We start from the raw sequence: 23,467 nt of genomic DNA, 5'->3' as shown, positions 1-23,467 counted from the left end.
CTTGCGCTGCGGCAAAAAACTTGCACACTCGGCGGAGCCGGGCAGCGAAGCGAGCTCGAACAAGGAAGCGAGCCATGTCCCTCCAGACCGTGCCACCCGACGCCATCGACAACCGCGCGAACCGCGCTGAGGACGCCCAGGCGCTGGAGGCAGATGCGCGGCTGCGTGACGACATCCGCCTGCTCGGGCGTATCCTGGGCGACACCGTGCGCGACCAGGAAGGTGCTGAGTTGTTCGACCTGGTCGAGCGCATTCGCCAGACCTCGATCCGGTTCCACCGCGACGAGGACCGGCTCGCCCGTCGCGAGCTCGAGCAGATCCTCGACAGCATGTCGACCTCCGAGACGGTGCGGATCGTCCGCGCCTTCAGCTATTTCTCCCACCTCGCCAACATCGCCGAGGACCAGAACAACATTCGCCAGATGCGCGCCCGCAGTGCCGCCCAGAGCTCTGGTTCCGGCGTGCTGGCGGAGACGCTGGCCCATGCCAGGGACGCCGGGATCAGCTCCGATGTGCTGCGCAATTTCTTCAAGACCGCGCTGGTCAGCCCGGTCCTGACCGCGCACCCGACCGAGGTCCGCCGCAAGAGCACCATGGACCGCGAGATGGAGGTCGCCAGCCTGCTGGACCGCCGCGAGCGTGTAGCGCTCACCGCGGACGAGGCCGCTGCCAGCGACGAGCAGCTTCGCCGCGAGGTGCTGACGCTGTGGCAGACCAATCTCTTGCGCCGGACCAAGCTCACCGTGCTCGACGAGGTCGCCAACGGCCTGTCGTTCTACGATTACACCTTCCTGCGCGAGGTGCCGCGGCTGGTCAACGTGCTCGAAGACCGACTGGAGGAGGCTGGCGAGGCGGCTGCAAGCGAGCTCGCCTCGTTCCTGCGCATGGGCAGCTGGATCGGCGGCGACCGCGACGGCAATCCCTTCGTCACCGCCGACGTGATGCGCGGGACGCTGCGGCTGCAGTCGAGCCGGGTGATGCAATTCTATCTCAACGAGCTGCATGTGCTCGGCTCGGAGCTGTCGATCGCGGCGCACCTCGCCGACGTCTCCGAGGAGCTGCGGACGCTGGCGGAACGCTCGCCCGACACCTCGCCGCACCGGAGCGGCGAGCCTTATCGTCTCGCGGTCTCCGGCATCTATGCGCGCCTGACGGCGACGGCCGAAAAGCTCGAGGTCGAGATCACGCGCCGGCCGGTCGGCAAGGGCAGGCCCTACGAGACCGTCAGGGAGCTGCAGGCCGATCTCGATGTGCTGCACCGTTCGCTGATCTCCAACAATGCCCGCGTCATCGCCCGCGGCCGGCTGCGGCTGCTGCGGCGTGCGGTGGATTGCTTCGGCTTCCATCTGGCGCGGCTCGACATCCGCCAGAATTCTGCTGTGCACGAACGTACCATCGCCGAGCTGATGGACGCCGCCAATCCCGGCATGTCCTATCTCGCGCTGGGCGAGGACGCGCGCATCTCGCTGCTCACCAATGAATTGCGCAGCACGCGCTCGCTGGTCTCGCCATTCGTCAAATACAGCGACGAGACCATGGGCGAGCTCAACGTCTTCCATTCCGCCGCGGAGGCGCATGCGAAGTTCGGCTCGGACGCCATTCCCCAATGCATCATCTCGATGTGCAAGGGCATGTCCGACATGCTCGAGGTGGCCGTGCTGCTCAAGGAGGTCGGCCTCGTTCATCCCTCCGGGCGCAGCGCCATCAACATTGTGCCGCTGTTCGAAACCATCGAGGATTTGCAGGCCTCCAGCGCCATCATGGATCGCATGCTGTCGCTGCACGATTACCGCCGCCTCGTCGACAGCCGCGGCAGCGTGCAGGAGGTCATGCTCGGCTATTCCGACTCGAACAAGGATGGCGGCTTCGTCACCTCGGGCTGGGAGCTCTACAAGGCCGAAATCGGCCTCGTCGACGTGTTCGAGCGCCACAGCGTGCGACTGCGCCTGTTCCACGGTCGCGGCGGCTCGGTCGGCCGCGGCGGCGGCCCGAGCTATGACGCCATCATCGCCCAGCCCGGCGGCGCGGTGAACGGGCAGATCCGCATCACCGAGCAGGGCGAGATCATCTCGTCGAAATATTCCAACGCCGAAGTCGGCCGCAACAATCTGGAGATCCTCGCTGCCGCGACGCTGGAGGCGAGCCTGCTGCATCCGCGCCAGAGCGCGCCGCGCCGCGAATATCTCACCGCGATGGACGAGCTTTCAAATTTGGCTTTCAAGGCCTATCGCGGCCTCGTCTACGAGACCGACGGTTTCGTCGATTACTTCTGGGCCTCCACCGTCATCAACGAGATCGCGACGCTGAACATCGGCAGCCGTCCCGCCTCGCGCAAGAAGACTCGGGCGATCGAGGATCTGCGCGCCATTCCGTGGGTGTTCTCCTGGGCGCAGTGCCGCCTGATGCTGCCCGGCTGGTACGGCTTTGGCAGCGCGGTCGAGCAGTGGATCGCGGAGCATCCCGACAAGGGCATGCCGTTCCTGAAGGAGCTCTACAGGGAATGGCCGTTCTTCCGCATGCTGCTGTCGAACATGGACATGGTGCTGGCGAAAAGCTCGATCGCGATCGCCTCGCGCTATGCCGAGCTCGTGCCGGACGAAGCCTTGCGCGAAAAAATCTTCGGCCGGATCCGCCGCGAATGGCATTCCTGCATCGAGACGCTGCTCGACATCATGGGCCAGGACCGGCTGCTCCAGGGCAACCCGCTGCTGGAGCGCTCGGTGCGCCACCGCTTCCCCTATCTCGATCCGCTCAACCACGTGCAGGTCGAGCTGCTCAAGGAGCATCGCGCGCAGAACCCGGACGAGCAGGTGCTGCGCGGGATTCAGCTCACGATCAACGGCATTTCGGCCGGATTGCGGAATACGGGGTAGTAGGGCGAGTAGCGAACAGAAGGCGTGCCGCTGCCGACTATTCGCTACTCACCATTCGCTATTCGTTGATGTTCACGGCTTTAGTGCGCCCTGCACACCGGTGTACACAGCATAGAGCGATGTCGAGCCACAGATATAGAGTCTGTTTCGCTGCTGCCCGCCGAAGCTCAGGTTGGCGACGGTTTCCGGGATGTGAATTTTGCCAAGCAGTTGGCCGTTGGCCGTATAGCAGCGCACGCCGTCTTCGTTCGGATCGCCCCAGCCCACCGAACACCAGACCCGTCCTTCGGTGTCACAGCGGACGCCGTCGGTGATGCTTGGCTTTGGCATCTCGGCGAAGACCTTGCTGTTCGACACTTTCCCCGCCGCCACGTCGAGGTCGAACACGCGGATATGCGATGGGTTGTCCGGTCCGTCCGTGAACCCGGTCTCGCAGATGTAGAGCTTCTTCTCGTCGGGCGAGATGGTGATCCCGTTGGGCTCCACAAAATCGTCGATGACGACCTTGACGTCGCCGGTTTTCGGGTCGACGCGGTAGACGTTCTTCTTCTCCTGCTCGGGGTCGGCCTTGATGCCCTCATAGAAGCCACCGATGCCGTAGGCCGGATCGGTGAACCAGATCGCGCCATCGGCGGTAACGACCGCATCGTTCGGCGAGTTCAGTCGTTTGCCATTGAATTTGTCGGCAATAATGGTGATCGAGCCGTCGAGTTCGGTGCGCGTCACACGCCGCCCGCTATGCTCGCACGTGATCAGGCGTCCTTCGCGATCGATCGTGTTGCCGTTCGAGTTCATCGAGGGTTGACGGTAGACGCTGGTATGACCGTCATCCTCCGAGAAGCGCATGATGCGATTGTTGGGGATGTCGCTGAACAGCAGATATCGTCCGGCTGCAAAATACACGGGACCTTCGGCCCATCGGAAGCCGGTTGCAACACGCTCGACCGCCATGGTGCCGGCGAAGGCCGGGAAGTCGGCAGGCCCGAACGTTGGCGGCCCCTTCTTCGCGGATTCCAGACGGGAGTCCGGGTAGCGGCTGCCGGGAAGCGGTCCCAAGGGCAACGGGGCCGTCGATATCGTCGGAGTGCCGGTCTGGCCGAACGGCGTGACGGAGGCCGCCAGGGCTGCGTTCATGGTGACGCCCGTCGCGGCTACTGCAGCCGCCGCGCCCTTCAAGAGGGTGCGGCGCCCGAGGCAAGGCTCGTCAGTATCGGCAGAATTGGTCAGTGATTTTGTCATAGTCGCCTCCCGTTTTTTGTTGGAAGGAAACCATTCGCCCGCAATCGGGCGTAATGCGGGCGATCTCCGGCCGGACAACCGGAGATCGCAATGCAACAATAGCTGGGAGAACGGCTAGACGGGATCCCAGGGGAAGATGTCGGCCGAACGGTCGAGCTTGTAGAACGAGCCCTTCAGTGCCGGCATGCCGTGTTCCGCGATCGTTTGCGGCGTCCAGCCCTCGCTGCGATGAACCGAGCGCAGCGGGCGGTTCTGGCTGAACAGGAACAGCTCGTTCATGCGTGCGCCGAAGATCTGCCCGGAGACGTCCTTGGCGGCATCGGAGAGCAGATAGGCGCAGATCGGCGCGATCTTCTCCGGTCCCATTTGCTTGATCTTCTCGACGCGCGCCTTCTCGGCTTCGGTCTCGGTCGGGATGGTGCCGATCATGCGGGTCCAGGCGAACGGCGAGACGCAGTTGGAGCGGACGTTGAAGCGGCCCATGTCGAGCGCGATCGACTTTGACAGGCCGATGATGCCGAGCTTGGCCGCGGCGTAGTTGGCTTGGCCAAAATTGCCGATCAGGCCGGAGGTCGAGGTGAAGTGCACGAAGGAGCCGCTCTCCTGCTCGCGAAAGATCCGCGCCGCGGCGTGGCTGACGTAGAACGAGCCCATCAGGTGAACCTTGATGACGGCCTCGAACGCTTCCACGCTCATCTTGTGGAAGATCATGTCACGCAAGATGCCGGCATTGTTGACGACGCCGTCGAGCTTGCCGAAATGATCGGTCGCGGTCTTCACGATCTTGCTGGCGGGGACAGCCTCCGCCACCGACTCGAAATTGGGCACCGCGATGCCGCCGCGCTTCTTGATCTCGTCGACCACCTCCTCGGCGGGCGAAGCGCTGGAACCGGCGCCGTCGGCGGCAACACCGGGGTCGTTGACGACGACCTTGGCGCCCTCCGCCGCGCAGAGCAGCGCGATCTCGCGCCCGATGCCGCGGCCCGCGCCGGTGACGATGATGACCTTGTCTTGAAGTGATTTGCTCATGTGGGTTCTCCGCTAGCCGTTCCAATTTCCGCCGTCATTCCGGGATGCGCCGCAAGGCGCAGGCCCGGAATCCATACTCCCGATCGTGGTTATGGATTCCGGGCTCGTCGCTGACGCGACGCCCCGGAATGACAGTCGTTACCTCTCGTTCGTAAACACGATCGTGCCTGATGCCGCGAACATGCCGCCGACGCCGTGGCACACCGAAATCTTCGCATTCGGCACCTGGGCCGGGGCAATCCCGCGCATCTGGCGTACGCTCTCCTGGAGTGCGTACATGCCGTACATGCCCGAATGCATGTAGGACAGGCCGCCACCATTGGTGTTGAGCGGCAGCTTGCCGCCGGGGCGCGTGTTGCCATCCGCGATGAATTGGCCGGTTTCCTCGTGCGGCATGAAGCCGAGGTCGCCAAGGCCGAACAGCGGCAGATGCGCAAACGCATCGTAGATCATGAGATGGTCGACATCCCGGTGCGCGATGCCGGCTTCCTTAAAGGCGAGGGGGCCGGCAGTCTTGAACGCGCGCGAGGAGTTGAACGTTTCCATCTGGCTGACCATCGGCGTCTCCACGCTCTCGCCGGTGCCCATGATGTAGACGGGCTTCCTCGGAAAATCCTTGGCGCGGTCGGCCGAGGTCAGGATCAGCGCGCCGCCGCCGTCAGTGACGAGGCAGCACTGGAGCAGCCGGAACGGATAGGCGATCATGCGCGAGTTGAGGACATCAGCGACCGTGATCGGGTCCTTCATCATCGCGCGGGGATTTTTGGCCGCCCATTCCCGCTGCACCACCGCCACCGAGGCGAGCTGCTCATGCGTGATGCCGTAGGTCTTCATGAAGCGCAGCACGGGGATCGGGAACATGCTGGGTGGCCCGTAGATGCCGTAGGGCGCCTCGAACTGTCCTTGCAGGCTGTCGGCGGGGATCGAGCGCGGCGCCTTGCCGATCATCGACTTGCCGCTCTCGGCATGGGTGATCAGCACGGTCTTGCAGAGACCGGCCTCGATCGCCGCGGCGGCATGGCGAACATGCAGCATGAAGGAGCAGCCGCCGACCGAGGTGCCGTCCACCCAGGTAGGCTTGATGCCGAGATAATGGCAGACCTGCTGCGGCGTTTCGACCGCGGTGGCAAAGCCGTCGATGTCGGAGAGTTTCAGCCCGGCATCCGCGATGGCGTTGAGCGCCGCATCCGCGTGGAGCTGGAGCTGCGACATATTGGGGATGACACCGAGCTCGGTGGTCTCGGCCGCGCCGACGACGGCAACCTGGTTGCTGCGCATGGCCTATCCCTTCGCCGGACGGAACACGGGGAGGGTGATCTTGTCGTCGAGCGCCTGGAAGGCGACTTCGAGCTTCATGTCGAGCTCCAGCGCCTCCGGCGTCTGCGGACAGTCGATGATGTTGCTCATCATCCGCGGTCCTTCGGCAAGCTCGACCACCGCGATCGCATAAGGCGGTGTGAAGCCGGGAGCGGCGGGACGATGATTGATCACGTAGCTGTAGAGGAAACCGTTGCCACTCGCCTTGAAGATGCTGACCTTGCGCGAGGCGCAGGACGGGCAGAACGGGCGCGGCGGGAAATAGACATGCGCGCAGGCGTCGCAGCGCTGCAAACGCAATTCGCCCGCTTTCGTGCCGTCCCAGAAATGCTGGGTCTCCGGCGTCGGTTTCGGGCGCGCGCGCTGCGGTTCGGCCATGTCGGAAAACCCTCCCAAAGGCAATTCTTGCTAATGCCTGGGCTTCACGCCTGGCTGTTTCGATCTTGATGCGACAATCGACCATCGCGCGTCAACGGTCCAGCAATGCGCATGCATGCCATCATGCGCACAATGCTTGTGTCGAACCGAGGCGGCGCTATAGATTGCGCGCGCAATATTCCGTGAGACAGACATGCCCGATTTTCCGACACTGGCGAAACTCGCCGACGACCTCGAAAGCGGCCGCACGACCTCCCGCAAGCTGGTCGAGGCATGCCTCGCCAGGATCGCCGACCCGGCCGGCGAGGGCCAACGCACATTCATCCACGTCGACAAGGACGCCGCGCTCGCAACCGCGGATGCGATGGACGGCTTGCGCAAGGCCAAGGCGGCGCCGTCGCGCTATGCCGGTATCCCGGTCTCGATCAAGGATCTCTTCGACATCAAGGGCCAGGTCACGCGCGCCGGCTCCCGCGCGCTCGACGATTCTGCGCCGGCCGATCAGGACGCCGCGACGGTGGCGCGGCTGCGCAAGGCCGGCTTCGTCGTGATCGGGCGGACCAACATGACCGAGTTCGCCTATTCCGGCATCGGCATCAATCCGCATTACGGCACGCCGAAGGGCGCCTGGAACCGAGCCGAGGGACACGTGCCCGGCGGCTCGTCCTCGGGCGCCGCGGTGTCCGTGCTCGACGGCATGGCGCATGGCGCGCTCGGCACCGACACCGGCGGCTCCTGCCGGATTCCGGCCGCCTTCAACGGCATCGTCGGCTACAAGCCGACGCAGCGCCGCGTGCCGCTGGACGGCTCCGTGCCGCTGTCCTTCTCGCTCGACAGCATCGGGCCGCTGGCGCGGTCGGTCAGCTGCTGTGCCATTCTCGATGCCGTGCTCGCGAACGAGCCGATCGTCCCGCTGAAGCCGCGGCCGGTAAAGGGCATGCGGCTCGCAGTGCCGACCACGATTGCGCTCGACGATCTCGATGCGGACGTGGCCTCGACGTTCGAGCGCGCGCTCAAGAGCCTCGCCGATCACGGTGCGATCATCGAGCGGATCGAGATGGCCGAATTTCACGACATCGGCCCGATGAACGCCAAGGGCGGCTTTGCGGCGTCCGAAAGCTATGCCTGGCATCGCTACCTCATTACGGCCAAGGGCGACGTCTACGACCCCAGGGTCTCCGTGCGCATCATGCGCGGCGAGGCGCAGAGCGCTGCCGATTACATCGATCTCCTCAACGAGCGCCGCTCGCTGATCGTGCGCGTCAATGCGCGCGTCGCGCCCTATGACGCGCTGGTGCTGCCCACCACCGCCAACACGCCGCCGAAGATTTCCGATCTCGCCGATGACAAGGCGTTCACCAGGGAAAACCTGCGGGCGCTGCGCAATTGCACCCTCATCAACATGATCGACGGCTGCGCCATCTCGCTGCCCGCGCATCGCGAGGGTGACGTTCCTGTCGGCCTGATGCTGGCGGGCGCGGGCGGATCTGACCGTCGTATTTTCGAGCTTGCTGCCGGCATGGAGGCCGTAATTCGTGTTTGACCTGACTTTCACCGTTGACGCCCAGGACACCACCACGCCGCTGACATTGGCGATCGACCAGATGGTCATTGCGGGCTGGACCGGCCGCGATCCCGTCGCGCGCGACAAGCACATCGCCGAGCTGCAAGAGATGGGCATCGCCCCGCCGGCCTCGACGCCGATCTACTACCGCGCCTCGGCGCGCCGGCTGACCCAGGAAGACGGCATCGAATGCTGTGGCGGCGATTCCTCCGGCGAGGTCGAATTCGTGCTGATCGGCTGGCAGGGCCGCATCTTCGTCGGCTGCGGCTCCGACCATACCGACCGCAAGGTCGAGGCCTACAACGTCACGGTCTCCAAGCAGATGTGCGACAAGCCGGTCGCATCCACGCTCTGGGAGCTCGAGGACGTCATCGGTCATTGGGACAGGATGATCCTGCGCTCCTACGCCACCATCAAGGGCGAGCGCGTGCTCTACCAGGAGGGCACGCTGGACGCGATGCTGCCGGTCGCCGACCTCATCGCGCGCGGCTTTGAGGGTGGCAAGTTCCCCGACGGCTGCGCCATGTTCGGCGGCACCTTTGCTGCCAAGGGCGGCATCCGCCCGGCGGACCGGTTCGAGTTCGAGCTCGAGGATCCGGTGCTGAAACGGACGATCAAGCACGGGTACGACGTGACGACGCTGCCGGTGCGAGGCTGATACCCCTCCGCCGTCATTGCGAGGAGCCCTTGCGACGAAGCAATCCAGGATCCCCCTGCGGAAAGACTCTGGATTGCTTCGCTGCGCTCGCAATGACGAGGAGATAGTCGGGAATCGGGTGGCAAAGGGCGGGCCGGTCTTGCGAAGGTGGCAGTCATGACAGCAACGGCACGCAAATCACCCCCTAAGCCCTCAGTCGACCTCGCCACCCACGTCGACGCCCTCGACTGGCCTCAAATCACCGTCGAGCTCGATGCCCAGGGCAGCGCCGTCCTGAAGGATCTGCTGACGCCGGACCAATGCCGCGCCATCGCCGCGCTCTATCCCGATGATGCGGGCTTCCGCAGCCGCATCGTCATGGGCCGCCACGGGTTTGGCCGTGGCGAGTACAAATATTTCTCCTACCCGCTGCCCGATCTGATCGCGGAGCTCCGCCCGGCGCTCTATGCGCATCTTCAGGGCGTTGCCAATCGTTGGAACGAGGCGATGGGGATCGACATCCGTTATCCAGCCGCGCATGCGGCGTTCCTCAAGCGCTGCCACGAGGCAGGCCAGGCGCGGCCGACGCCGCTGCTGCTGCAGTACGAGACCGGCGATTTCAACTGCCTGCACCAGGATCTCTATGGCGAGCACGTGTTTCCGCTCCAGGTCGCGATCCTCTTGTCCGAGCCGGGACGCGATTTTACCGGCGGTGAGTTCGTGCTGACCGAGCAGCGCCCGCGCATGCAGTCGCGCGCCGAGGTCGTGCCGCTGGCGCAGGGCGACGCTGTGGCCTTTGCCGTGCATCACCGCCCGGTGCAGGGGACACGCGGCACCTACCGCGTTAATCTCCGCCATGGCGTCAGCCGGATCAGGTCCGGCCAGCGTCATACGCTGGGTGTGATCTTCCATGATGCCAAATGAGCGCTGCGATTGACGGGTGATCTGTTCGACACGGCCGCCGAGGCACAGCCGTCGCGTGAGGAGATCGCCGACGGCGCCGTGTTGCTGCGCGGATTCGTCAGGCCGATCGAGAGCGAGCTGATCGCCGCCGTGCGCGCGATCGTGGCGCAGTCGCCGTTCCGCCGCATGACCACGCCCGGCGGCCACCTGATGTCGGTGGCGATGACCAATTGCGGCGAGCGCGGCTGGATCACCGATCACACCGGCTATCGCTATGATCCGATCGATCCGCGAACCGGCGCGCCATGGCCCCAGATGCCGACGGTGCTTCGCGACCTGGCTCGAGGCGCGGCGGAGCAGGGCGGGTTCACCGACTTTGCGCCCGACGCCTGCCTCGTCAATCGCTACGAACCCGGCACGCGGCTGTCGCTGCATCAGGACAAGGACGAGCTGGACTATTCGGCCCCGATCGTCTCGGTCTCGCTCGGGCTGCCCGCGACCTTCCTGTTTGGCGGCCTGGCGCGCAGCGACAAGTCACGCCGCTTCCGGCTCGTCCATGGCGACGTCGTGGTCTGGGGCGGGCCGAGCCGACTCGCCTATCACGGCGTCGCGCCGCTCGCCGATGGCGAGCACGCCCTGCTCGGGCGGCAGCGGATCAATCTGACGTTCCGCAGGACGCGGTGAATCAAGCAGAGTGCTTGCTCGCAGGAAATCGGCTAGACTTGGGGCTACCCGAGTACGAAAGTCGAGGGGCCCATGCAGCAAATACCGGGATGGCTGAGCACGGCGCTGATCGGTGCTGTGATTGCAGCCTTGGGGTATGTCTCGAAGCTTGCGATCGAAAGTGCTCTTCAATGGAGGGCGGCCCGTACTGCGCGGCGCGCTCAGCTTGTTCACCTGCTATCCCTGCTGCTGGCGACGAGGAAGGCCTTCATTATACAGAACGCGCTGGCACGGCGGCTCTGCGACGAAATCACTCGTGCTCATCCGGAGCTAGATGGGTCGTATGACAACGTTCTTGCCCACGGATATCTCTCTTTGGACGACCGACAGAAGTTAGAGCATGGCGTCATCCGCAATTATACGAGCAACTGTTTGTACCCACTGAACTTGCAAATCATCGATTGGCTTTCGAAGGACGATTATTTCAAAGGCGGAGGCAGACAACAACAGGCCAAAGAGCTCTCAGTAAGATTGCAGACGCTTTTTGCTCATTTGGTATTGTGGCGCGCCAAGTACGAGTTTTGGATACCTTCCAGGCCGGAGCGCGCCATCGTATACATGGCTGACGAGGATGCTCACGGCATAAGTTTTCCCACCGGTATCGAGGACCTGATTTCTCGCGTGGCCGATGACATGATCGGCTCGCCGGGCGAGGCGGCGACTGGGAAGAGCCCGTGAGAAGCTCTACGGCTTCGGCGGATGAATGAACGCCCACGGGCTGACTTCCGAATCCCGCGTCACTTCCACCGAAATCAGATATGGCCCGTCATGGGCCAGCGCCTTTTCCATCGCCGCCTTGAACTGGTCCGGCGCGGTGACACGCGCGGCCGCCACACCAAAGGACTCCGCGAGCTTGACGAAATCCGGATTGACCAGATCGGACGCGACCACGCGGCCGTTAAAGCGCTCGCGCTGGTCGCGGCGGACATTGCCATAGGCGTTGTTGTTGAACACCAGCGTCACCACGCCGATGTTGAACTGCACGGCGGTGGCAAGCTCCTGCACGCCGAACATGAAGCCGCCGTCGCCGGTGATCGCCACCACGGGCTTGTCGGGATTGGCCACCTTGGCACCAAGCGCGGTCGGGAAGCCCGAGCCGAGCGTTCCCTGATAGCCTGACGTGATGAAGGTGCGCGGCTCGTAGATCGGAAAGCCGTACCAGGACGCGAAACCGAACTGCGACAATTCGTCGGTGACAATCGCGTTCGCCGGCAGCACCTCGCGCAGGATGTTGAGATAGGCCATCTGCGGCTGGATGCTCTGGATCTCTGCCAGCGCGGTCGCGGTGGCCTCGCGGATCGCGGCGCGGCGGCCGGCGGTCTTGCCGTAGCCGGCCTTGCTGACCGCTTGGATCAGATCGGCGGTCGCGGTCTTGGCATCGGCGACGATGGCGGTGTCGGAGATGAAGCGCCGCATCTCGACGGGATCGATGTCGATGCGGATGCTCTTCAATCCGTCGGGACGATACGGCCAGCGCGACATGGTTGGCAGCTCCAGCCGCGAGCCGATGCCGATCATGAGATCGGTCTTCGGCCATAGCTTGTAGGCGGCAGCCATCGTGAGCCCCAGCTCATGCGCGTTGGAGACGATGCCGCGCCCGCTGCGGAAGGCGACGACGGGTGCATCGATCATCTCGGCGAGCTCGAGGATTTCGTCGCGCGCCTCGATCGCGCCGCTGCCGACAAAGATCATCGGCGCCTTGCTGCTCCTGATCACCGCGGCCGCCTGGGTGATCAGATCAGGATCGGGCAGTGGCGCGGGCAGCGGCTCCAGCACCTTCGCGGCACAGGTGTCCGCGCGCTGGGTGAAGACGTCCCAGGGCATCTCGACCGAGGCGGGGCCGCGACGGCCGGACGTCATTTCCTGGAAGGCGCGCGACACGGTGGTCGGCGCGTTGCCGGGCGTTTCAATCCGATCCGCCCACTTCACATAGGTGCGCAAGGTCGCGAGCTGGTCCGGCATCTCGTGCAGATGGCCGCGGCCCTTGCCGAGAAATTGCGTCGGCACCTGGCCGGTGACGCACAGCACCGGCTCGTTGCAGCCGTAGGCGGTCAGCAGCGCCGCACTCGCGTTGAGCACGCCGGGGCCAGGCACCACGCTGAACACACCGGGCTTGCCGCTGGAGCGCGCATAGCCGAACGCCATGTAGCCGCAGGCCTGCTCGTGCCGCGCGCCGATCACCTTGAGCTGGGCCTGGTGGAAGGCGTCGAACAGGCCGTAGACCTGCGCGCCGGGCAGGCCGAACACGGTGTCGACGCCGTGGGCGACAAGGCCGCTTACGATCGCTTCGCCGCCGGTGAGGGTGGTCATTGCACTATTCCATTTCGATTGTTGTCAGGCTTCGTCGACGACGCCATTCCGTAGCATGCCGATGCCTTCGGCTTCGACCTCGATGACATCGCCGGGCGTCAGATAGCGCGGCGGATCGAACCGCGCACCGGCACCTGTCGGCGTGCCCGTCACAATGATGTCACCGGGGACCAGCGTCGCGAAGGTCGAGATATAGCTGATGAGATAGCGGAACGGGAACATCAGCCGGCTGGTCCGGTCCTCCTGCCTGAGCTCGCCGTTGACATGCGTGGTCAGACGAATGTCGGCGATCTGCGATTCCCGCGTGTAGGGCACGAGCCACGGGCCGAGGCTGCCGCTGGAATCAAAATTCTTGCCCTGCGTGACATTGAACTTGGCGTGGCGCAGCCAGTCGCGCACCGAGCCTTCGTTGCAGAGCGTGAGCGCCGCGATGTGGTCGAGCGCGGCACTTTCCGCGATGTGCCGGCCGGCCTTGCCGATCACAAGCACGATCTCGCCTTCGTAGTCGAGCTGCGCTGACGCGCGCGGGCGCACCAGCGGCGTCTCGTGGCCGACGAAGGAGCGGGGCGAGCGCATGAACATGCTCGGATATTTCGGCGCCTCCTGGCCGTCCTTGTACTCGGCATTGCGGTCGGGATAGTTGACGCCGATGCAGATGATCTTTTCCGGCGCGGGCACGGGCGGCAGCCAGGTGATGTCGCCGAGCGCATGGTCTGGCGTCAGGCTGGCTGCCTCCTCGGCAAGGCCCACGAGCTTTCCGGCGGCGATCACTTCGCGCAGCGTCGGATAGTCTTTTGCGTGGCGTGCGGAGAGATCGACGATGCCGCCCTCAAGGACGGCGCCGTACTTGGTTTCACCCTTGACGGAATAGGTGGCGAGGCGAGGGAGCTTCATTGGTGACTCTTCACTTCCTGTCGTCCCGGCGAACGCCGGGACCCATACCGCGGAATCTATCGATTGGATGAGGTAGGAGTACCGAACAACGGGTCTTCACCAAACTCCTCCCTGTGGTTATGGGTCCCTGCTCCCGTGCGCAATTGCGCACTAGGCAGGGACGACGAAGAGAGAGGCTTTGCCTGTCATCGGCATTAATCCGCCACCAGCACGTCGGCGACGAACTTCGGCTCACGCACGGCCTGCCCGCTGAACGGCGAGCCCTGCTCGAACCAGGACCGCGGCGCCGGCGCGCCCCACAGCGTCTGGCGGCGCGGATCGCGCAGCGACCAGCGCAGCGGCTCGTGGTCGTGATCGCCGGTGAAGTAGTCGCTGGTGTAGAGTTCGAGGCGGTGCCCGTCGGGGTCGCGCACGTAGAGGAAGAACGCATTCGAGATGCCGTGGCGTCCCGGGCCGCGCTCGATGTTCTTGACGAAGCCTTGCGAGGCCATCACGTCGCAGAGATGGATGATGTTCATCGCCGTCGGCGTCCAGTAGGCGAAGTGGTGCAGGCGAGGGCCCTTGCCGTTGGTGATGGCGAAGTCGTGGACATTGCCCTTGCGATGCATCCAGGCAGCCGCAATGCGCCCGTTCGGTCCGTCCTCCTCGGCATATTCGGTGAGGCGGAAGCCGAGCCGCGCGTAGAACTCGACGGTGTCCTGCACCTCGGCGGCGAAGACGTTGAAATGATCGAGCCGCTGTGGATGGCATCCCCTGTAGAGATCGTAGCGGCGAAGCAGATGCGGGCGCCGGTCCATCGCGGCGTAGAGCTCGATCTGGAAGCCGAAGGGGTCGGTGAATTGCAGCGTGCGGCCCTGGAAGGGCTGGTCGACGAAGGCGTAAGAGAGACCGTTCTCCGAAAGGAAGGAGGCGGCCTTGTCGAGGTCTTTGTCGTTGCCGACTTTGAAGCCGAGCCGGGCGCAGGCGGGCACCGCCGCCTTGCGCAGCACCAGCGAGTGATGCTGGTGCTCCTCGGCTGCGCGCAGATAGACGACCTTGTCGTCGGCATCCTCGACATGCAGGCCGACGGTGGTCTCGTAGAATTCGCGGCTGAGCTTCAGGTCAGTCACGTCGAGCACGACGTGGCTGGAGCGGATGATGTTGAACGGCGGTTCGAAGATGTGTTGCGGTACGGGCATCGGCGTTTCCCCTCGGTCTTCTGTCATTCCGGGGCGGCTCGCAGAGCCGAGCCCGGAATCCATCGCGCAGCAGAGTTGGTGGATGATGGATTCCGGGCTCGCGCTCCGCGCGCCCCGGAATGACAATCAAATTCCCAGTTTCTGAATCTTGTGCGTGCCCCGCGCCAGCGAGACGTGCTTGGTTTCCATGTAGAAGTCGAACGAGTAGTCGCCGCCATCGCGGCCGATGCCTGAGGCCTTCATGCCGCCGAACGGCGTCGGCAGATGGCGGACGTTTTCCGAGTTCAGCCAGATCATGCCGGCCTCCAGCGCGTCGGCAACGCGCAGTGCGCGGCCGACGTCGTTGGTCCAGACATAGCCGGTCAGGCCGTAGCGGGTGTCGTTAGCGATCTCGATGGCGTCGGCCTCGTCCTTGAAGGGCAGCACGGTGAGGAAGGGGCCGAACACTTCCTCTTGCGCCACGCGCATCTTGCCGGTTGCGCCGGTCACCAGTGTCGGCTCGACGTAATGTCCGCCGCCCGGGCCGTCATAGGCCTTGCCGCCGACTGCGATCGTCGCGCCGTCCTGCCGCGCGACGTCGAAATAGGAGCACACTTTGGCCAGGTGCCGCTCGTGGATCAGCGGCCCGATCTCGGTGGCGGGATCGAGCGGATGGCCGACCTTGAGTGCCTTCACGCGCGCGGTCAGCTTCTCGATGAATGTCTCGGCAATGTCTTGCTGGATCAGCAGACGGCTCGACGACGTGCAGCGCTCGCCGTTGAGCGAGTAGATCATGAACACGACGGCATCGAGCGCGCGGTCGAGATCGGCGTCGTCGAACACGATCACCGGGTTCTTGCCGCCGAGCTCGAAATGCACGCGCTTCAAGGTCGGCGCGCCCTGAACCATGATCGCCGATCCCGTCGCGCTCTCGCCGACGAAGCCGATCGCCTTGATCGCGGGATGCTCGGTCAGGGCCTTGCCGGCCTCCTCGCCAAAACCGTGCACGGTGTTGAGCACGCCGTCGGGAACGCCGGCTTCCTTGACGAGCCTTGCCAGAACGGCGGCCGTCACCGGCGACCATTCGGCCGGCTTGTGCACGACGGTGCAGCCCGCGGCCAGTGCCGGCGCGATCTTCCAGGTCGAGAGCATGAACGGCGTGTTCCACGGCGTGATCACGCCGACCGGGCCGATCGGCACGCGGGTCGAGACGTTCCAGTGCTCGTCGCTCGGCGTGTTCTGGCCATCGCGCGCCTCGGCGCATTTGTCGGCGAAGAAGCGAAAATTCTCGGCGGCGCGGATCGCGGCCTTGGCCATGAAGCGATAGGCTTGGCCGGTGTCGATGCATTCGAGCACCGCGATGTCTTCGGCATTGTCCTCGATCGCGTCGGCGACGCGGTGCAGCAGCTTCTTCCGCATCGCCGGTCCCATGTCGCGCCAGGACTTGAAGGCCAGCGCAGCGGCGGTGGCTGCGGCGTCGATGTCCTCGGCGTTGCCGCGTGCGACGCTCGCGAGCGTGGCGCCATCGACCGGCGACTTCGTCTCGAATGTCTCACCGGAGATCGAGGCGACGATCTTGCCGTCGATCATGTGGCCGATGCCGTCGGCCCGCAGCTTCTTCAGCAGCGGTGCTGCGCGGTCGCGATTGGCCTGGAACACATCGGCTTTCGGCGTGGGCTTATCCATGGGCAGCCTCCACTTTCAGGGCGTCGTGGATGTTGTTGCGCTTCCAGCTGGTGTCCTTGTCGTTGATCTGCATGTCGAACGACAGGGCGAACTTGCTGGCGGCGAAGACGGGATCGAGATGTTTTGAAAGCGCCTGGAAGACGTGCTCGCCGGCTTTCTGACGCGTGGGAAGGTCGCGGCCTTCGCCGATGCGCAGGACCATGTCGAGAAAGCTGTAGTCCTGCCGCGCGTCCGCGATCGCGTAGTGCTCGCACCTGACAGCGCGGACGCGGATGCCGCCGAGCGGGAAGATGCCGGTCTCGACTGCCGCCTTCCGCACCACCTCGCAGACGGCGCCGATGTCGAGGCGGCCGTCGAGATTGGCCGAATATTCGATGGTGAAATGCGGCATCGCGGTTTCACTCCCTGTTTTTTTGTTCGTCTAAGCGAAGTAGCAGCTCACCGAGCCGTAGGCGCCATAATCGGCCTGAATTGTGTCGCCCTTGCGGGTCTCGATCGGACGGATGAAGGAGCCGGCGAGCACGACCTGCCCGGGCTCGAGCGCAAGGCCGAGCGGCGCGATCTTGTTGGCGAGCCAGGCCACCGCAGTCGCGGGATGATTGAGCACGCCGGCGGCAAGGCCCGTCTCCTCGAGCTGGCCGTTCCTGAAGCAGAGCGCGCCGATCCAGCGCAGGTCGGCGTCCAGCGGGCGGATCGGCCGTCCGCCGAGCACGATGCCGGCATTCGCCGCGTTGTCGGCGATGGTGTCAAAAATCTTTCGCGTCGCCTTGGTCTTGGGATCGACGCGCTCGATGCGCGTGTCCAGGATTTCCAGCGCCGGCACGACGAAGTCGGTGGCGTTGAGCACGTCGAACATCGTGCAGTCCGGCCCCGCGAGGCGCTTGCTCATGACGAAGGCGAGCTCGGCCTCGACGCGCGTGGCGATGAAGCGCTCGGTCGGGACAAGGCCGCCATCGGCAAAGAACATGTCGTCGAGCAGCACGCCTGAATCCGGCTCGTCGATATTGAGCGCGCTCTGCATCGCCTTCGAGGTCAAGCCGATCTTGTGGCCTTTGACGGTGCGGCCCTCCGCGAGCTTGAGGTCGACCCAGGCCTTTTGAATCGCGTAGGCGTCAGCGATGGTAATGCCTGGAAAATCCTGCGAGAGCTGCCGGATCTGGGTGCGGGTCTTCTCCGCCTGATGCAGACGGTTCGCGCAAGCTTGGATATCGTCGTTGGAAAGCGCCATCTGTGATCTTACAAATCGTGGTGCCCGGAGATACTTAACATGTTAAGTGAATGCGTCAAACACAATTTGGGTTTGCTGCACTGCAAACATTTTGCGGCTTGAAAGGACGACATGGCGAAGAGACCGGCTGATCCCGCGAACGGAAGTGAGCCCGCCGCACGGCAGGTGCCGATGCGCGACTTCTCGCGCTCGCTGCCGATGTCGCTGCTCAGGGCGCGTGAAGCGGTGATGCGGCAATTTCGTCCCAAGCTGCGCGAGCACGGCCTGACCGAGCAGCAATGGCGCATCCTCCGCGCACTGGCAGCCATCGAGGCCGCGGAGGTGACAGAGCTCGCGCGCACGGCATTTCTCCTCGGCCCGAGCCTGTCGCGCATCCTGCGCGATCTCGAGGCGCGCAATCTGATCGAGCGCAAGACCGCGAAGGCGGACCAGCGCCGCAGCATGGTCTCGATCTCGAAGGAGGGCGTGAAGCTGATGGCCGCGGTCGCCCCATCCTCGGAAGCGATCTACGCCGAGATCACGCAACGCTTCGGCGCGCGCAAGCTCGCCGAGTTGCAGGAGATGCTCGGTCAGTTGGAATCGTGTCTCGCTTCCACGGGCGCGAGTGACGTCACGGATGAAACGTAACGGCAAATTTGCATGATCACTTTCCAACTACGCATGACTGTCATCATTGCATAATGCGTGGGCAGCGCGATCGCCACGAAATGCGTGAAAATGCCGTGAGAAATCGCTGAGAATAGACAGCCGTCGCGGGTGTTGATCACTATTGGGTGCGCGCTCTGCGCAGTTAGTCGATGTTGGCGCAATATCAATTTACTCGTATCGGCAGAATTCGTAAGTAGCATCCGGTTCTGTATTCAGCGATAGAGCCAAGACCAAGAAGGGCCGACAAGGATGCCCGGCCCCAGGGAGGAATGAATGAGACTGACGAGACGCGACTTCGCGGCCGGAATTGCTGCCGGCATTGCCGCGCCATACCTCATCAAGAGCGCGCATGCGCAAGGCGCCACCATCAAGATCGGCATGTGCGCGCCCGTCACCGGTCCCGCCGCTGAATCCGGCGGTTACGCCATCAAGGGCGCCAAGCTCGCGCTCGAAGCTGTGAACAAAGCCGGCGGTATCCTGGGAAAACAAGGCGAGTTGATCGTCGAGGACGACCAGACCACCAATCCCGGCATCGTGCTCGCTTTCTCCAAGCTCGCCGCGCAGTCCGACATCGTCGGGTTCCTCGGCTCGATCCGTTCGACCCAGGTGCACGCGATGGCGCCCGACGTGATCAAGCTTGGCAAGCCCGTGATGATCGGCGGCACCGATCCTAACCTCACCCACATGGGCAATCAGTGGCTGTTCCGCTGCCGCCCCAATGACAGCTATTCCGGTCGCGTCATCGCCGAATACGGCGTCAATACGCTCGGCAAGAAAAAGTGGGCCGTGCTGCACTCGACCGACGCTTTTGGCACCGCCGGCGGCAAGGCGTTGACCGCCGCGCTCGAAAAGCTCGGTGCCCCCTCGGTGCTCGACCAAGGCTACGCCAACCAGAGCCAGGACTTCACCCCGGTCGTGCTCGCGATCAAGCAGTCCGGCGCCGACATCCTCGGTTCCTACTTCACGTTCGAGAACGATCTCGGCATCTTCGCCCGCCAGCTCCGTCAGCTCGGCGTCAACATCCCGTGGGTCGGCTCGCCTTCGATCGTCAACATCACCGCGCTGAAGCTCGCAGGTCCCGCGCTCTACAACACGTATGGCGTGGCGGACTATGCCGAGGATTCCAGTGAAGGTTCGAAGGCATTCGGCAAGATCTACCGCGATGCGGTCAAGGTCGCGCCCGACAACCAGAGCTCCTGGACCTTCGACGCCATCAGCGTCTTGTCGGCGGCCATCAACAAGGCCGGCACGACCGATCCGGCCAAGGTCCGCGAAGCCATCCTCGCGATCAAGAAGTTCCCGGGTGCCGAGGGCGAATACAATTTCGACCAGAACGGCGATGGTCTCCACGGCTACAACATCGTGAAGAACGAGAAGGGCAGCATCGTCTTCGACAAGCACATCGAGTTCAACGACTGACGTTGAAACGGCCTCCCCGATTTCGATCGGGGAGGTCGAACCGTCTTTCGGCGAACGCATCCGACCTCCAACAGAAGCTTGTCATGGATCTCGCCCTACAACTCCTTTTTACCGGCATCGGTATCGGCGCCGTCTACGCGCTCGTCGCGCTTGGCTTCGTGCTGATCTTCCGTGCCACCAACGTGGTGAATTTTGCCCAGGGCGAATTCTCCATGGTCGCGGCCTATCTGATGGTCGTCGCGGTCGAAGCCGGTCTGCCCTATTGGGCGGCCTTCATCGTCGCGCTGCTCGGCATGGCGCTGCTCGGTGTCATCTTCAATCTCGGCGTCTATTATCCGCTGCGTCACCGCACCTATCTGCCTGTGATCATCGCCACCATCGGCGCCTCGATCCTGCTCGCCAATTCCGTGCTCGCGATCTACGGTCCGCAGCCGCAGGTGCTGGAAGGCTGGTTTGAAACGCCCGGCATTCAAGTCGGCCCGGTCTATCTCGACAGCCAGTATCTCCTGATCATCGGCGTCACCATCTGCCTCGTGATCTTCAATTTCTGGTTCTTCGAGAAGACGCTGCTCGGCAAGAAGCTGCAGGCGACCTCGCAGGACAAGGAAATGGCCTCGCTGCTCGGCATTTCCGTCTCCACCATGATCATGATCACCTTCATCTATTCGGCGGTGCTTGGCGGCCTTGCCGGCATCCTCGTCGCACCCGTGCTGTTCGTCTCGATCCAGATGGGCTCGACGATCGCGCTGAAGGCGTTCGCGGCCACCATCATCGGCGGCTTCGGCGACGTTGCCGGCGCCATCATCGGCGGTCTTGCGCTCGGCGTGATCGAGACCTTTGGTGCGGCCTATATCTCGGTGCCCTACAAGGACGGCTTCGCCTTCCTGGTGCTGGTCGCCTTCCTGATCTTCCGGCCGCAAGGCATCTTCGGCGAACGCGTGGCGGAAAAGGCATGAGCGCACCCAGCGACAACATGCCGATTCCGGCGCCCGCCATCCGTTCGAAACCGCTCGTGATCCGGCACCTGCCGTACTTCATCGGCGCGGCGATCCTGGTCGCGCTCGCGGCCAACATGCGCTTCGACGGATACGTCCATAACATCCTGCTGCAGGCCACCACGTTCTCGATCGCGGTGTTCGGCCTCTCCGTCGTGCTCGGCCTGTGCGGCCAGATCAATCTGGCGCAGGCGGCGTTTTTCGGGCTCGGCGCCTATGCGGTCGGCATGGGCACGACGGATCTGCAGCTCAGCTTCTGGCTGTGTCTCGTCGGCGGCTGCGTGATCTCGCTGCTCGCGGGCGCGTTCCTCGGCATGTCCACGCTGCGGCTCGGCGGCCATTATCTTGCGATGGTGACGATCTCGTTCCAGCAGATCGTCACGCTGGTGATGATCAACGCGATCTGGCTCACGCGCGGTCCCGACGGCGTCCCCAACATTAAGCGTCCCGACCTGTTCCAGTCGTCGCAGAGCTATCTCGCCTTCTGCGTGGCGATGCTGGCGATCGTCGGCTACCTGGTCTGGCATCTCTCCGACACCAAGCTCGGCCGCGCCATGCGCGCCGTGCGCGACAACGAGCTTGCGGCCGGCGTCAACGGCATCGACGTCTTCCGCACCAAGATCTACGCCTTCGCGCTCTGTGCGCTGCTCGGCGGGCTCGCGGGCGGATTGTTTGCCGGCGGCTTCGCCTATGTCAGCCCCGATCAGTTCTCCTTTGCAGAATCGATCGTGTTCCTGACCATGTCGCTGCTCGGCGGCGTGGCCTCGCCGATCGGTTCTGCCATCGGCACGGGTCTCTTGATCCTGATCCCGGAATGGCTGCGCTTCCTCAAGAGCGTGCCGGGCCTGTATCTCGCGATCTACGGCCTGTTCGTGATCCTGATCATCCGCTTCATGCCCGACGGCATCTGGGGCTTTGTTGCGGACGCCTTCACGCGCTGGCGCGCCAAGATCAAGGCGCCGCCGGCAGCGGCTGCCCTGCAATTGAAGCCGGCGACGATCGGCGGCGACACGGTGCTGGAAGTCACCGGCCTGTCGAAGCATTTCGGCGGTCTCAAGGCCGTCGACGGCGTCGACATCGCCGTGAAGCGCGGCGGCGTGCATGCGCTGATCGGGCCGAACGGCTCGGGCAAGACCACGACGCTCAACGTGCTCTCGGGTCTCTATGAAGCGACAGCCGGCAGGATCGTGCTCGACGGCACCGACATCACCCACATGCCGCCGCATCAGCGCACGGCGTCTGGTCTCGGCCGCACGTTCCAGAACATTCGCCTGTTCCGTTCGATGACGGCGCTGGAGAATGTCGAGATCGGCGCCGAGCGGCCCGGCAACACCATGGTCGGGAAGGGCGACGACGCCCTGACCGAGCGGGCGATGGAGGCGCTGACCTTCGTCGGGCTCGGCAGCCGGGCCAACGAGCTGATCTCGAGCTTCTCCTACGGCCATCAGCGGCTGATCGAGATTGCCCGTGCGCTGGCCTCGAACCCGACGCTGCTGCTGCTCGACGAGCCCGCTGCCGGCCTCAACTCAACCGAGAAGCTGGAACTGCACGAGCTGCTCAAGCGCATCGCGGCGCAGGGCCTGACGATCCTGATCATCGATCACGACATGACGCTGGTCTCGGAAGCGGCCCAGCACATCACCGTGCTCAACTTCGGACGCCGTATCGCGGACGGCGAATCCCTGGCCGTGCTGCGTCATCCCGACGTCGTCTCCGCCTATCTCGGGAGCGAATGATGCCGTTGCTCGAAATCCGCAATCTGGTGGTGCGCTACGGCGAGATCGAAGCGCTGCGCGGGGTGACCTGCGCGGTGGAGCAGGGGCAGGTGGTGACGCTGCTCGGGGCCAACGGCGCTGGCAAGTCCACTACGCTGCGCGCCATCTCCGGCCTCGCCAAGCCGACCTCCGGCGACATCCTGTTCGACGGCAAGTCGATCGCAGGTCTTGGTCCGGAAGCGATCGTCCGCATGGGCATCTCGCACGTGCCGGAAGGCCGCAGGGTCTTCCCGGGTCTCACCGTGAAAGAGAACATCATGCTCGGCGCGTCCAATCGCCGCGCGCCGACCTCGGAGATCTCGCGGGAGGCGGACGCGATGTTCGACCTGTTCCCTGACATCCGGAAGTTCACCAACGCACTCGGCTGGACGCTGTCCGGCGGCCAGTTGCAGATGGTGGCGGTTGCGCGCGGCTTGATGGCCAAGCCGCGGCTGTTATTGCTCGACGAGCCCTCGCTTGGTCTTGCGCCCGTCATCGTGCAGGCCGTGTTCAAGATCATCTCGGAGATCCGGCGCAACACGACGGTGCTGCTCGTCGAGCAGAACGCGCGCATGGGCCTGTCGGTGGCCGATTACGGCTATGTGCTCGAAACCGGCCGCATCGTGCTCGGCGGCAAGCCCGACGCGCTCTGGGGCAACGAAGCGATCCGCGCCGCCTATCTCGGCGGCCATGCCAAGGTGAATGCTTAACCG

21 protein-coding genes are annotated in these 23,467 nt (G+C 64.3%); 11 read left to right on the top strand and 10 right to left on the bottom strand.

Translation table 11 applies throughout. The annotated features are described in order from the left end of the window. The first annotated feature begins 74 nt into the window (after positions 1-74). Positions 75-2,873, top strand: a complete 2,799-nt coding sequence (gene ppc, locus CT676_RS15775) for a phosphoenolpyruvate carboxylase (protein WP_085403922.1) — start codon at positions 75-77, stop codon at positions 2,871-2,873. Positions 2,874-2,945: 72 nt separating this feature from the next. On the opposite strand, the gene CT676_RS15770 is transcribed toward ppc, so the two are convergent. The 4 genes from CT676_RS15770 to CT676_RS15755 form a co-directional block, all read right to left on the bottom strand. After that, positions 2,946-4,112, bottom strand: a complete 1,167-nt coding sequence (locus tag CT676_RS15770; RefSeq protein WP_085403921.1) for an SMP-30/gluconolactonase/LRE family protein — start codon at positions 4,110-4,112, stop codon at positions 2,946-2,948. Between the two features lie 114 nt (positions 4,113-4,226). Then, positions 4,227-5,141: an SDR family oxidoreductase gene (locus CT676_RS15765; RefSeq protein WP_085403920.1), complete on the bottom strand. Its 915-nt coding sequence runs from the start codon at positions 5,139-5,141 to the stop codon at positions 4,227-4,229. A 138-nt stretch (positions 5,142-5,279) separates the two neighbouring features. After that, complete coding sequence (locus tag CT676_RS15760; protein ID WP_085403919.1) at positions 5,280-6,419, bottom strand: thiolase; 1,140 nt, start codon at positions 6,417-6,419, stop codon at positions 5,280-5,282. A gap of 3 nt (positions 6,420-6,422) precedes the next feature. Next, positions 6,423-6,836: an OB-fold domain-containing protein gene (locus tag CT676_RS15755; protein WP_085403918.1), complete on the bottom strand. Its 414-nt coding sequence runs from the start codon at positions 6,834-6,836 to the stop codon at positions 6,423-6,425. A gap of 193 nt (positions 6,837-7,029) precedes the next feature. Here CT676_RS15755 and CT676_RS15750 point away from each other — a divergent pair, with 193 nt between their 5' ends. From CT676_RS15750 to CT676_RS15730, 5 genes are all read left to right on the top strand, one after another. Next, the gene (locus tag CT676_RS15750) at positions 7,030-8,379 is read left to right on the top strand and encodes an amidase (protein WP_085403917.1); all 1,350 of its coding nucleotides are present in this window, start codon (positions 7,030-7,032) and stop codon (positions 8,377-8,379) included. Then, entirely contained in the window at positions 8,372-9,058 is a 687-nt protein-coding gene (locus CT676_RS15745; protein WP_085403916.1) for a DUF2848 domain-containing protein, read from the top strand. Before CT676_RS15750 ends, CT676_RS15745 begins: the two co-directional genes overlap by 8 nt. A 156-nt stretch (positions 9,059-9,214) precedes the next feature. Beyond that, positions 9,215-9,961 (top strand): 2OG-Fe(II) oxygenase, encoded by a 747-nt coding sequence (locus CT676_RS15740; RefSeq protein ID WP_085403915.1) that lies wholly within the window; start codon positions 9,215-9,217, stop codon positions 9,959-9,961. A 9-nt stretch (positions 9,962-9,970) separates the two neighbouring features. Then, entirely contained in the window at positions 9,971-10,624 is a 654-nt protein-coding gene (gene alkB / locus CT676_RS15735) for a DNA oxidative demethylase AlkB (protein ID WP_085403914.1), read from the top strand. Positions 10,625-10,696: 72 nt separating this feature from the next. Then, positions 10,697-11,341 carry a hypothetical protein gene (locus CT676_RS15730; protein WP_028146918.1) on the top strand — a complete coding sequence of 215 codons (645 nt, stop codon included), beginning with the start codon at positions 10,697-10,699 and terminating at the stop codon, positions 11,339-11,341. Between the two features lie 6 nt (positions 11,342-11,347). Here the strand turns inward: CT676_RS15730 and CT676_RS15725 are convergent, their stop codons facing one another. The 6 genes from CT676_RS15725 to hpaH all read right to left on the bottom strand — a co-directional run bounded on the left by CT676_RS15725 (position 11,348) and on the right by hpaH (position 17,938). Next, entirely contained in the window at positions 11,348-12,973 is a 1,626-nt protein-coding gene (locus tag CT676_RS15725) for a thiamine pyrophosphate-dependent enzyme (RefSeq protein ID WP_085403913.1), read from the bottom strand. Between the two features lie 24 nt (positions 12,974-12,997). Continuing rightward, the gene (locus tag CT676_RS15720) at positions 12,998-13,867 is read right to left on the bottom strand and encodes a fumarylacetoacetate hydrolase family protein (RefSeq protein ID WP_085403912.1); all 870 of its coding nucleotides are present in this window, start codon (positions 13,865-13,867) and stop codon (positions 12,998-13,000) included. Between the two features lie 194 nt (positions 13,868-14,061). Beyond that, positions 14,062-15,045, bottom strand: a complete 984-nt coding sequence (gene hpaD / locus CT676_RS15715) for a 3,4-dihydroxyphenylacetate 2,3-dioxygenase (RefSeq protein ID WP_085403911.1) — start codon at positions 15,043-15,045, stop codon at positions 14,062-14,064. Between the two features lie 126 nt (positions 15,046-15,171). Continuing rightward, entirely contained in the window at positions 15,172-16,710 is a 1,539-nt protein-coding gene (hpaE, locus tag CT676_RS15710) for a 5-carboxymethyl-2-hydroxymuconate semialdehyde dehydrogenase (RefSeq protein WP_085403910.1), read from the bottom strand. Further along, entirely contained in the window at positions 16,703-17,101 is a 399-nt protein-coding gene (locus CT676_RS15705) for a 5-carboxymethyl-2-hydroxymuconate Delta-isomerase (protein WP_085403909.1), read from the bottom strand. Before CT676_RS15705 ends, hpaE begins: the two co-directional genes overlap by 8 nt. A gap of 30 nt (positions 17,102-17,131) precedes the next feature. Then, entirely contained in the window at positions 17,132-17,938 is an 807-nt protein-coding gene (gene hpaH, locus CT676_RS15700) for a 2-oxo-hept-4-ene-1,7-dioate hydratase (protein WP_085403908.1), read from the bottom strand. Between the two features lie 111 nt (positions 17,939-18,049). On the opposite strand from hpaH, the gene hpaR reads away from it, so the two are divergent. The 5 genes from hpaR to CT676_RS15675 all read left to right on the top strand — a co-directional run bounded on the left by hpaR (position 18,050) and on the right by CT676_RS15675 (position 23,464). Further along, complete coding sequence (gene hpaR, locus CT676_RS15695) at positions 18,050-18,565, top strand: homoprotocatechuate degradation operon regulator HpaR (RefSeq protein WP_085403907.1); 516 nt, start codon at positions 18,050-18,052, stop codon at positions 18,563-18,565. Positions 18,566-18,859: 294 nt separating this feature from the next. Then, complete coding sequence (locus CT676_RS15690) at positions 18,860-20,005, top strand: ABC transporter substrate-binding protein (RefSeq protein WP_085403906.1); 1,146 nt, start codon at positions 18,860-18,862, stop codon at positions 20,003-20,005. Positions 20,006-20,088: 83 nt separating this feature from the next. Then, on the top strand, positions 20,089-20,961 hold the full coding sequence (locus CT676_RS15685) for a branched-chain amino acid ABC transporter permease (RefSeq protein WP_071915720.1): 873 nt from the start codon (positions 20,089-20,091) through the stop codon (positions 20,959-20,961). Next, on the top strand, positions 20,958-22,736 hold the full coding sequence (locus CT676_RS15680) for a branched-chain amino acid ABC transporter ATP-binding protein/permease (RefSeq protein WP_085403905.1): 1,779 nt from the start codon (positions 20,958-20,960) through the stop codon (positions 22,734-22,736). The genes CT676_RS15685 and CT676_RS15680 overlap by 4 nt, the downstream gene beginning before the upstream one ends. Next, positions 22,736-23,464 (top strand): ABC transporter ATP-binding protein, encoded by a 729-nt coding sequence (locus CT676_RS15675; protein WP_063986556.1) that lies wholly within the window; start codon positions 22,736-22,738, stop codon positions 23,462-23,464. The genes CT676_RS15680 and CT676_RS15675 overlap by 1 nt, the downstream gene beginning before the upstream one ends. The last annotated feature ends 3 nt before the right edge of the window (positions 23,465-23,467 follow it).

This window comes from Bradyrhizobium sp. MOS001, from assembly GCF_004634465.1.
GTDB lineage: Bacteria > Pseudomonadota > Alphaproteobacteria > Rhizobiales > Xanthobacteraceae > Bradyrhizobium > Bradyrhizobium barranii.
Note: the sequence above shows the minus strand (reverse complement) of the source record. Positions and strands in the feature narration are given on the sequence as shown.

What these genes read in the sequence shown, in the direction of transcription:
- CT676_RS15755 (WP_085403918.1), bottom strand. Translation starts at nt 6,836, where the DNA reads ATGGCCGAACCGCAGCGCGCGCGCCCGAAACCGACGCCGGAGACCCAG.
- CT676_RS15725 (WP_085403913.1), bottom strand. Translation starts at nt 12,973, where the DNA reads ATGACCACCCTCACCGGCGGCGAAGCGATCGTAAGCGGCCTTGTCGCC.
- CT676_RS15750 (WP_085403917.1), top strand. Translation starts at nt 7,030, where the DNA reads ATGCCCGATTTTCCGACACTGGCGAAACTCGCCGACGACCTCGAAAGC.
- CT676_RS15730 (WP_028146918.1), top strand. Translation starts at nt 10,697, where the DNA reads ATGCAGCAAATACCGGGATGGCTGAGCACGGCGCTGATCGGTGCTGTG.
- CT676_RS15760 (WP_085403919.1), bottom strand. Translation starts at nt 6,419, where the DNA reads ATGCGCAGCAACCAGGTTGCCGTCGTCGGCGCGGCCGAGACCACCGAG.
- ppc (WP_085403922.1), top strand. Translation starts at nt 75, where the DNA reads ATGTCCCTCCAGACCGTGCCACCCGACGCCATCGACAACCGCGCGAAC.
- CT676_RS15675 (WP_063986556.1), top strand. Translation starts at nt 22,736, where the DNA reads ATGCCGTTGCTCGAAATCCGCAATCTGGTGGTGCGCTACGGCGAGATC.
- hpaH (WP_085403908.1), bottom strand. Translation starts at nt 17,938, where the DNA reads ATGGCGCTTTCCAACGACGATATCCAAGCTTGCGCGAACCGTCTGCAT.
- CT676_RS15740 (WP_085403915.1), top strand. Translation starts at nt 9,215, where the DNA reads ATGACAGCAACGGCACGCAAATCACCCCCTAAGCCCTCAGTCGACCTC.
- CT676_RS15765 (WP_085403920.1), bottom strand. Translation starts at nt 5,141, where the DNA reads ATGAGCAAATCACTTCAAGACAAGGTCATCATCGTCACCGGCGCGGGC.
- hpaE (WP_085403910.1), bottom strand. Translation starts at nt 16,710, where the DNA reads ATGGATAAGCCCACGCCGAAAGCCGATGTGTTCCAGGCCAATCGCGAC.
- CT676_RS15770 (WP_085403921.1), bottom strand. Translation starts at nt 4,112, where the DNA reads ATGACAAAATCACTGACCAATTCTGCCGATACTGACGAGCCTTGCCTC.
- hpaR (WP_085403907.1), top strand. Translation starts at nt 18,050, where the DNA reads ATGGCGAAGAGACCGGCTGATCCCGCGAACGGAAGTGAGCCCGCCGCA.
- hpaD (WP_085403911.1), bottom strand. Translation starts at nt 15,045, where the DNA reads ATGCCCGTACCGCAACACATCTTCGAACCGCCGTTCAACATCATCCGC.
- CT676_RS15680 (WP_085403905.1), top strand. Translation starts at nt 20,958, where the DNA reads ATGAGCGCACCCAGCGACAACATGCCGATTCCGGCGCCCGCCATCCGT.
- CT676_RS15720 (WP_085403912.1), bottom strand. Translation starts at nt 13,867, where the DNA reads ATGAAGCTCCCTCGCCTCGCCACCTATTCCGTCAAGGGTGAAACCAAG.
- CT676_RS15685 (WP_071915720.1), top strand. Translation starts at nt 20,089, where the DNA reads ATGGATCTCGCCCTACAACTCCTTTTTACCGGCATCGGTATCGGCGCC.
- CT676_RS15690 (WP_085403906.1), top strand. Translation starts at nt 18,860, where the DNA reads ATGAGACTGACGAGACGCGACTTCGCGGCCGGAATTGCTGCCGGCATT.
- CT676_RS15705 (WP_085403909.1), bottom strand. Translation starts at nt 17,101, where the DNA reads ATGCCGCATTTCACCATCGAATATTCGGCCAATCTCGACGGCCGCCTC.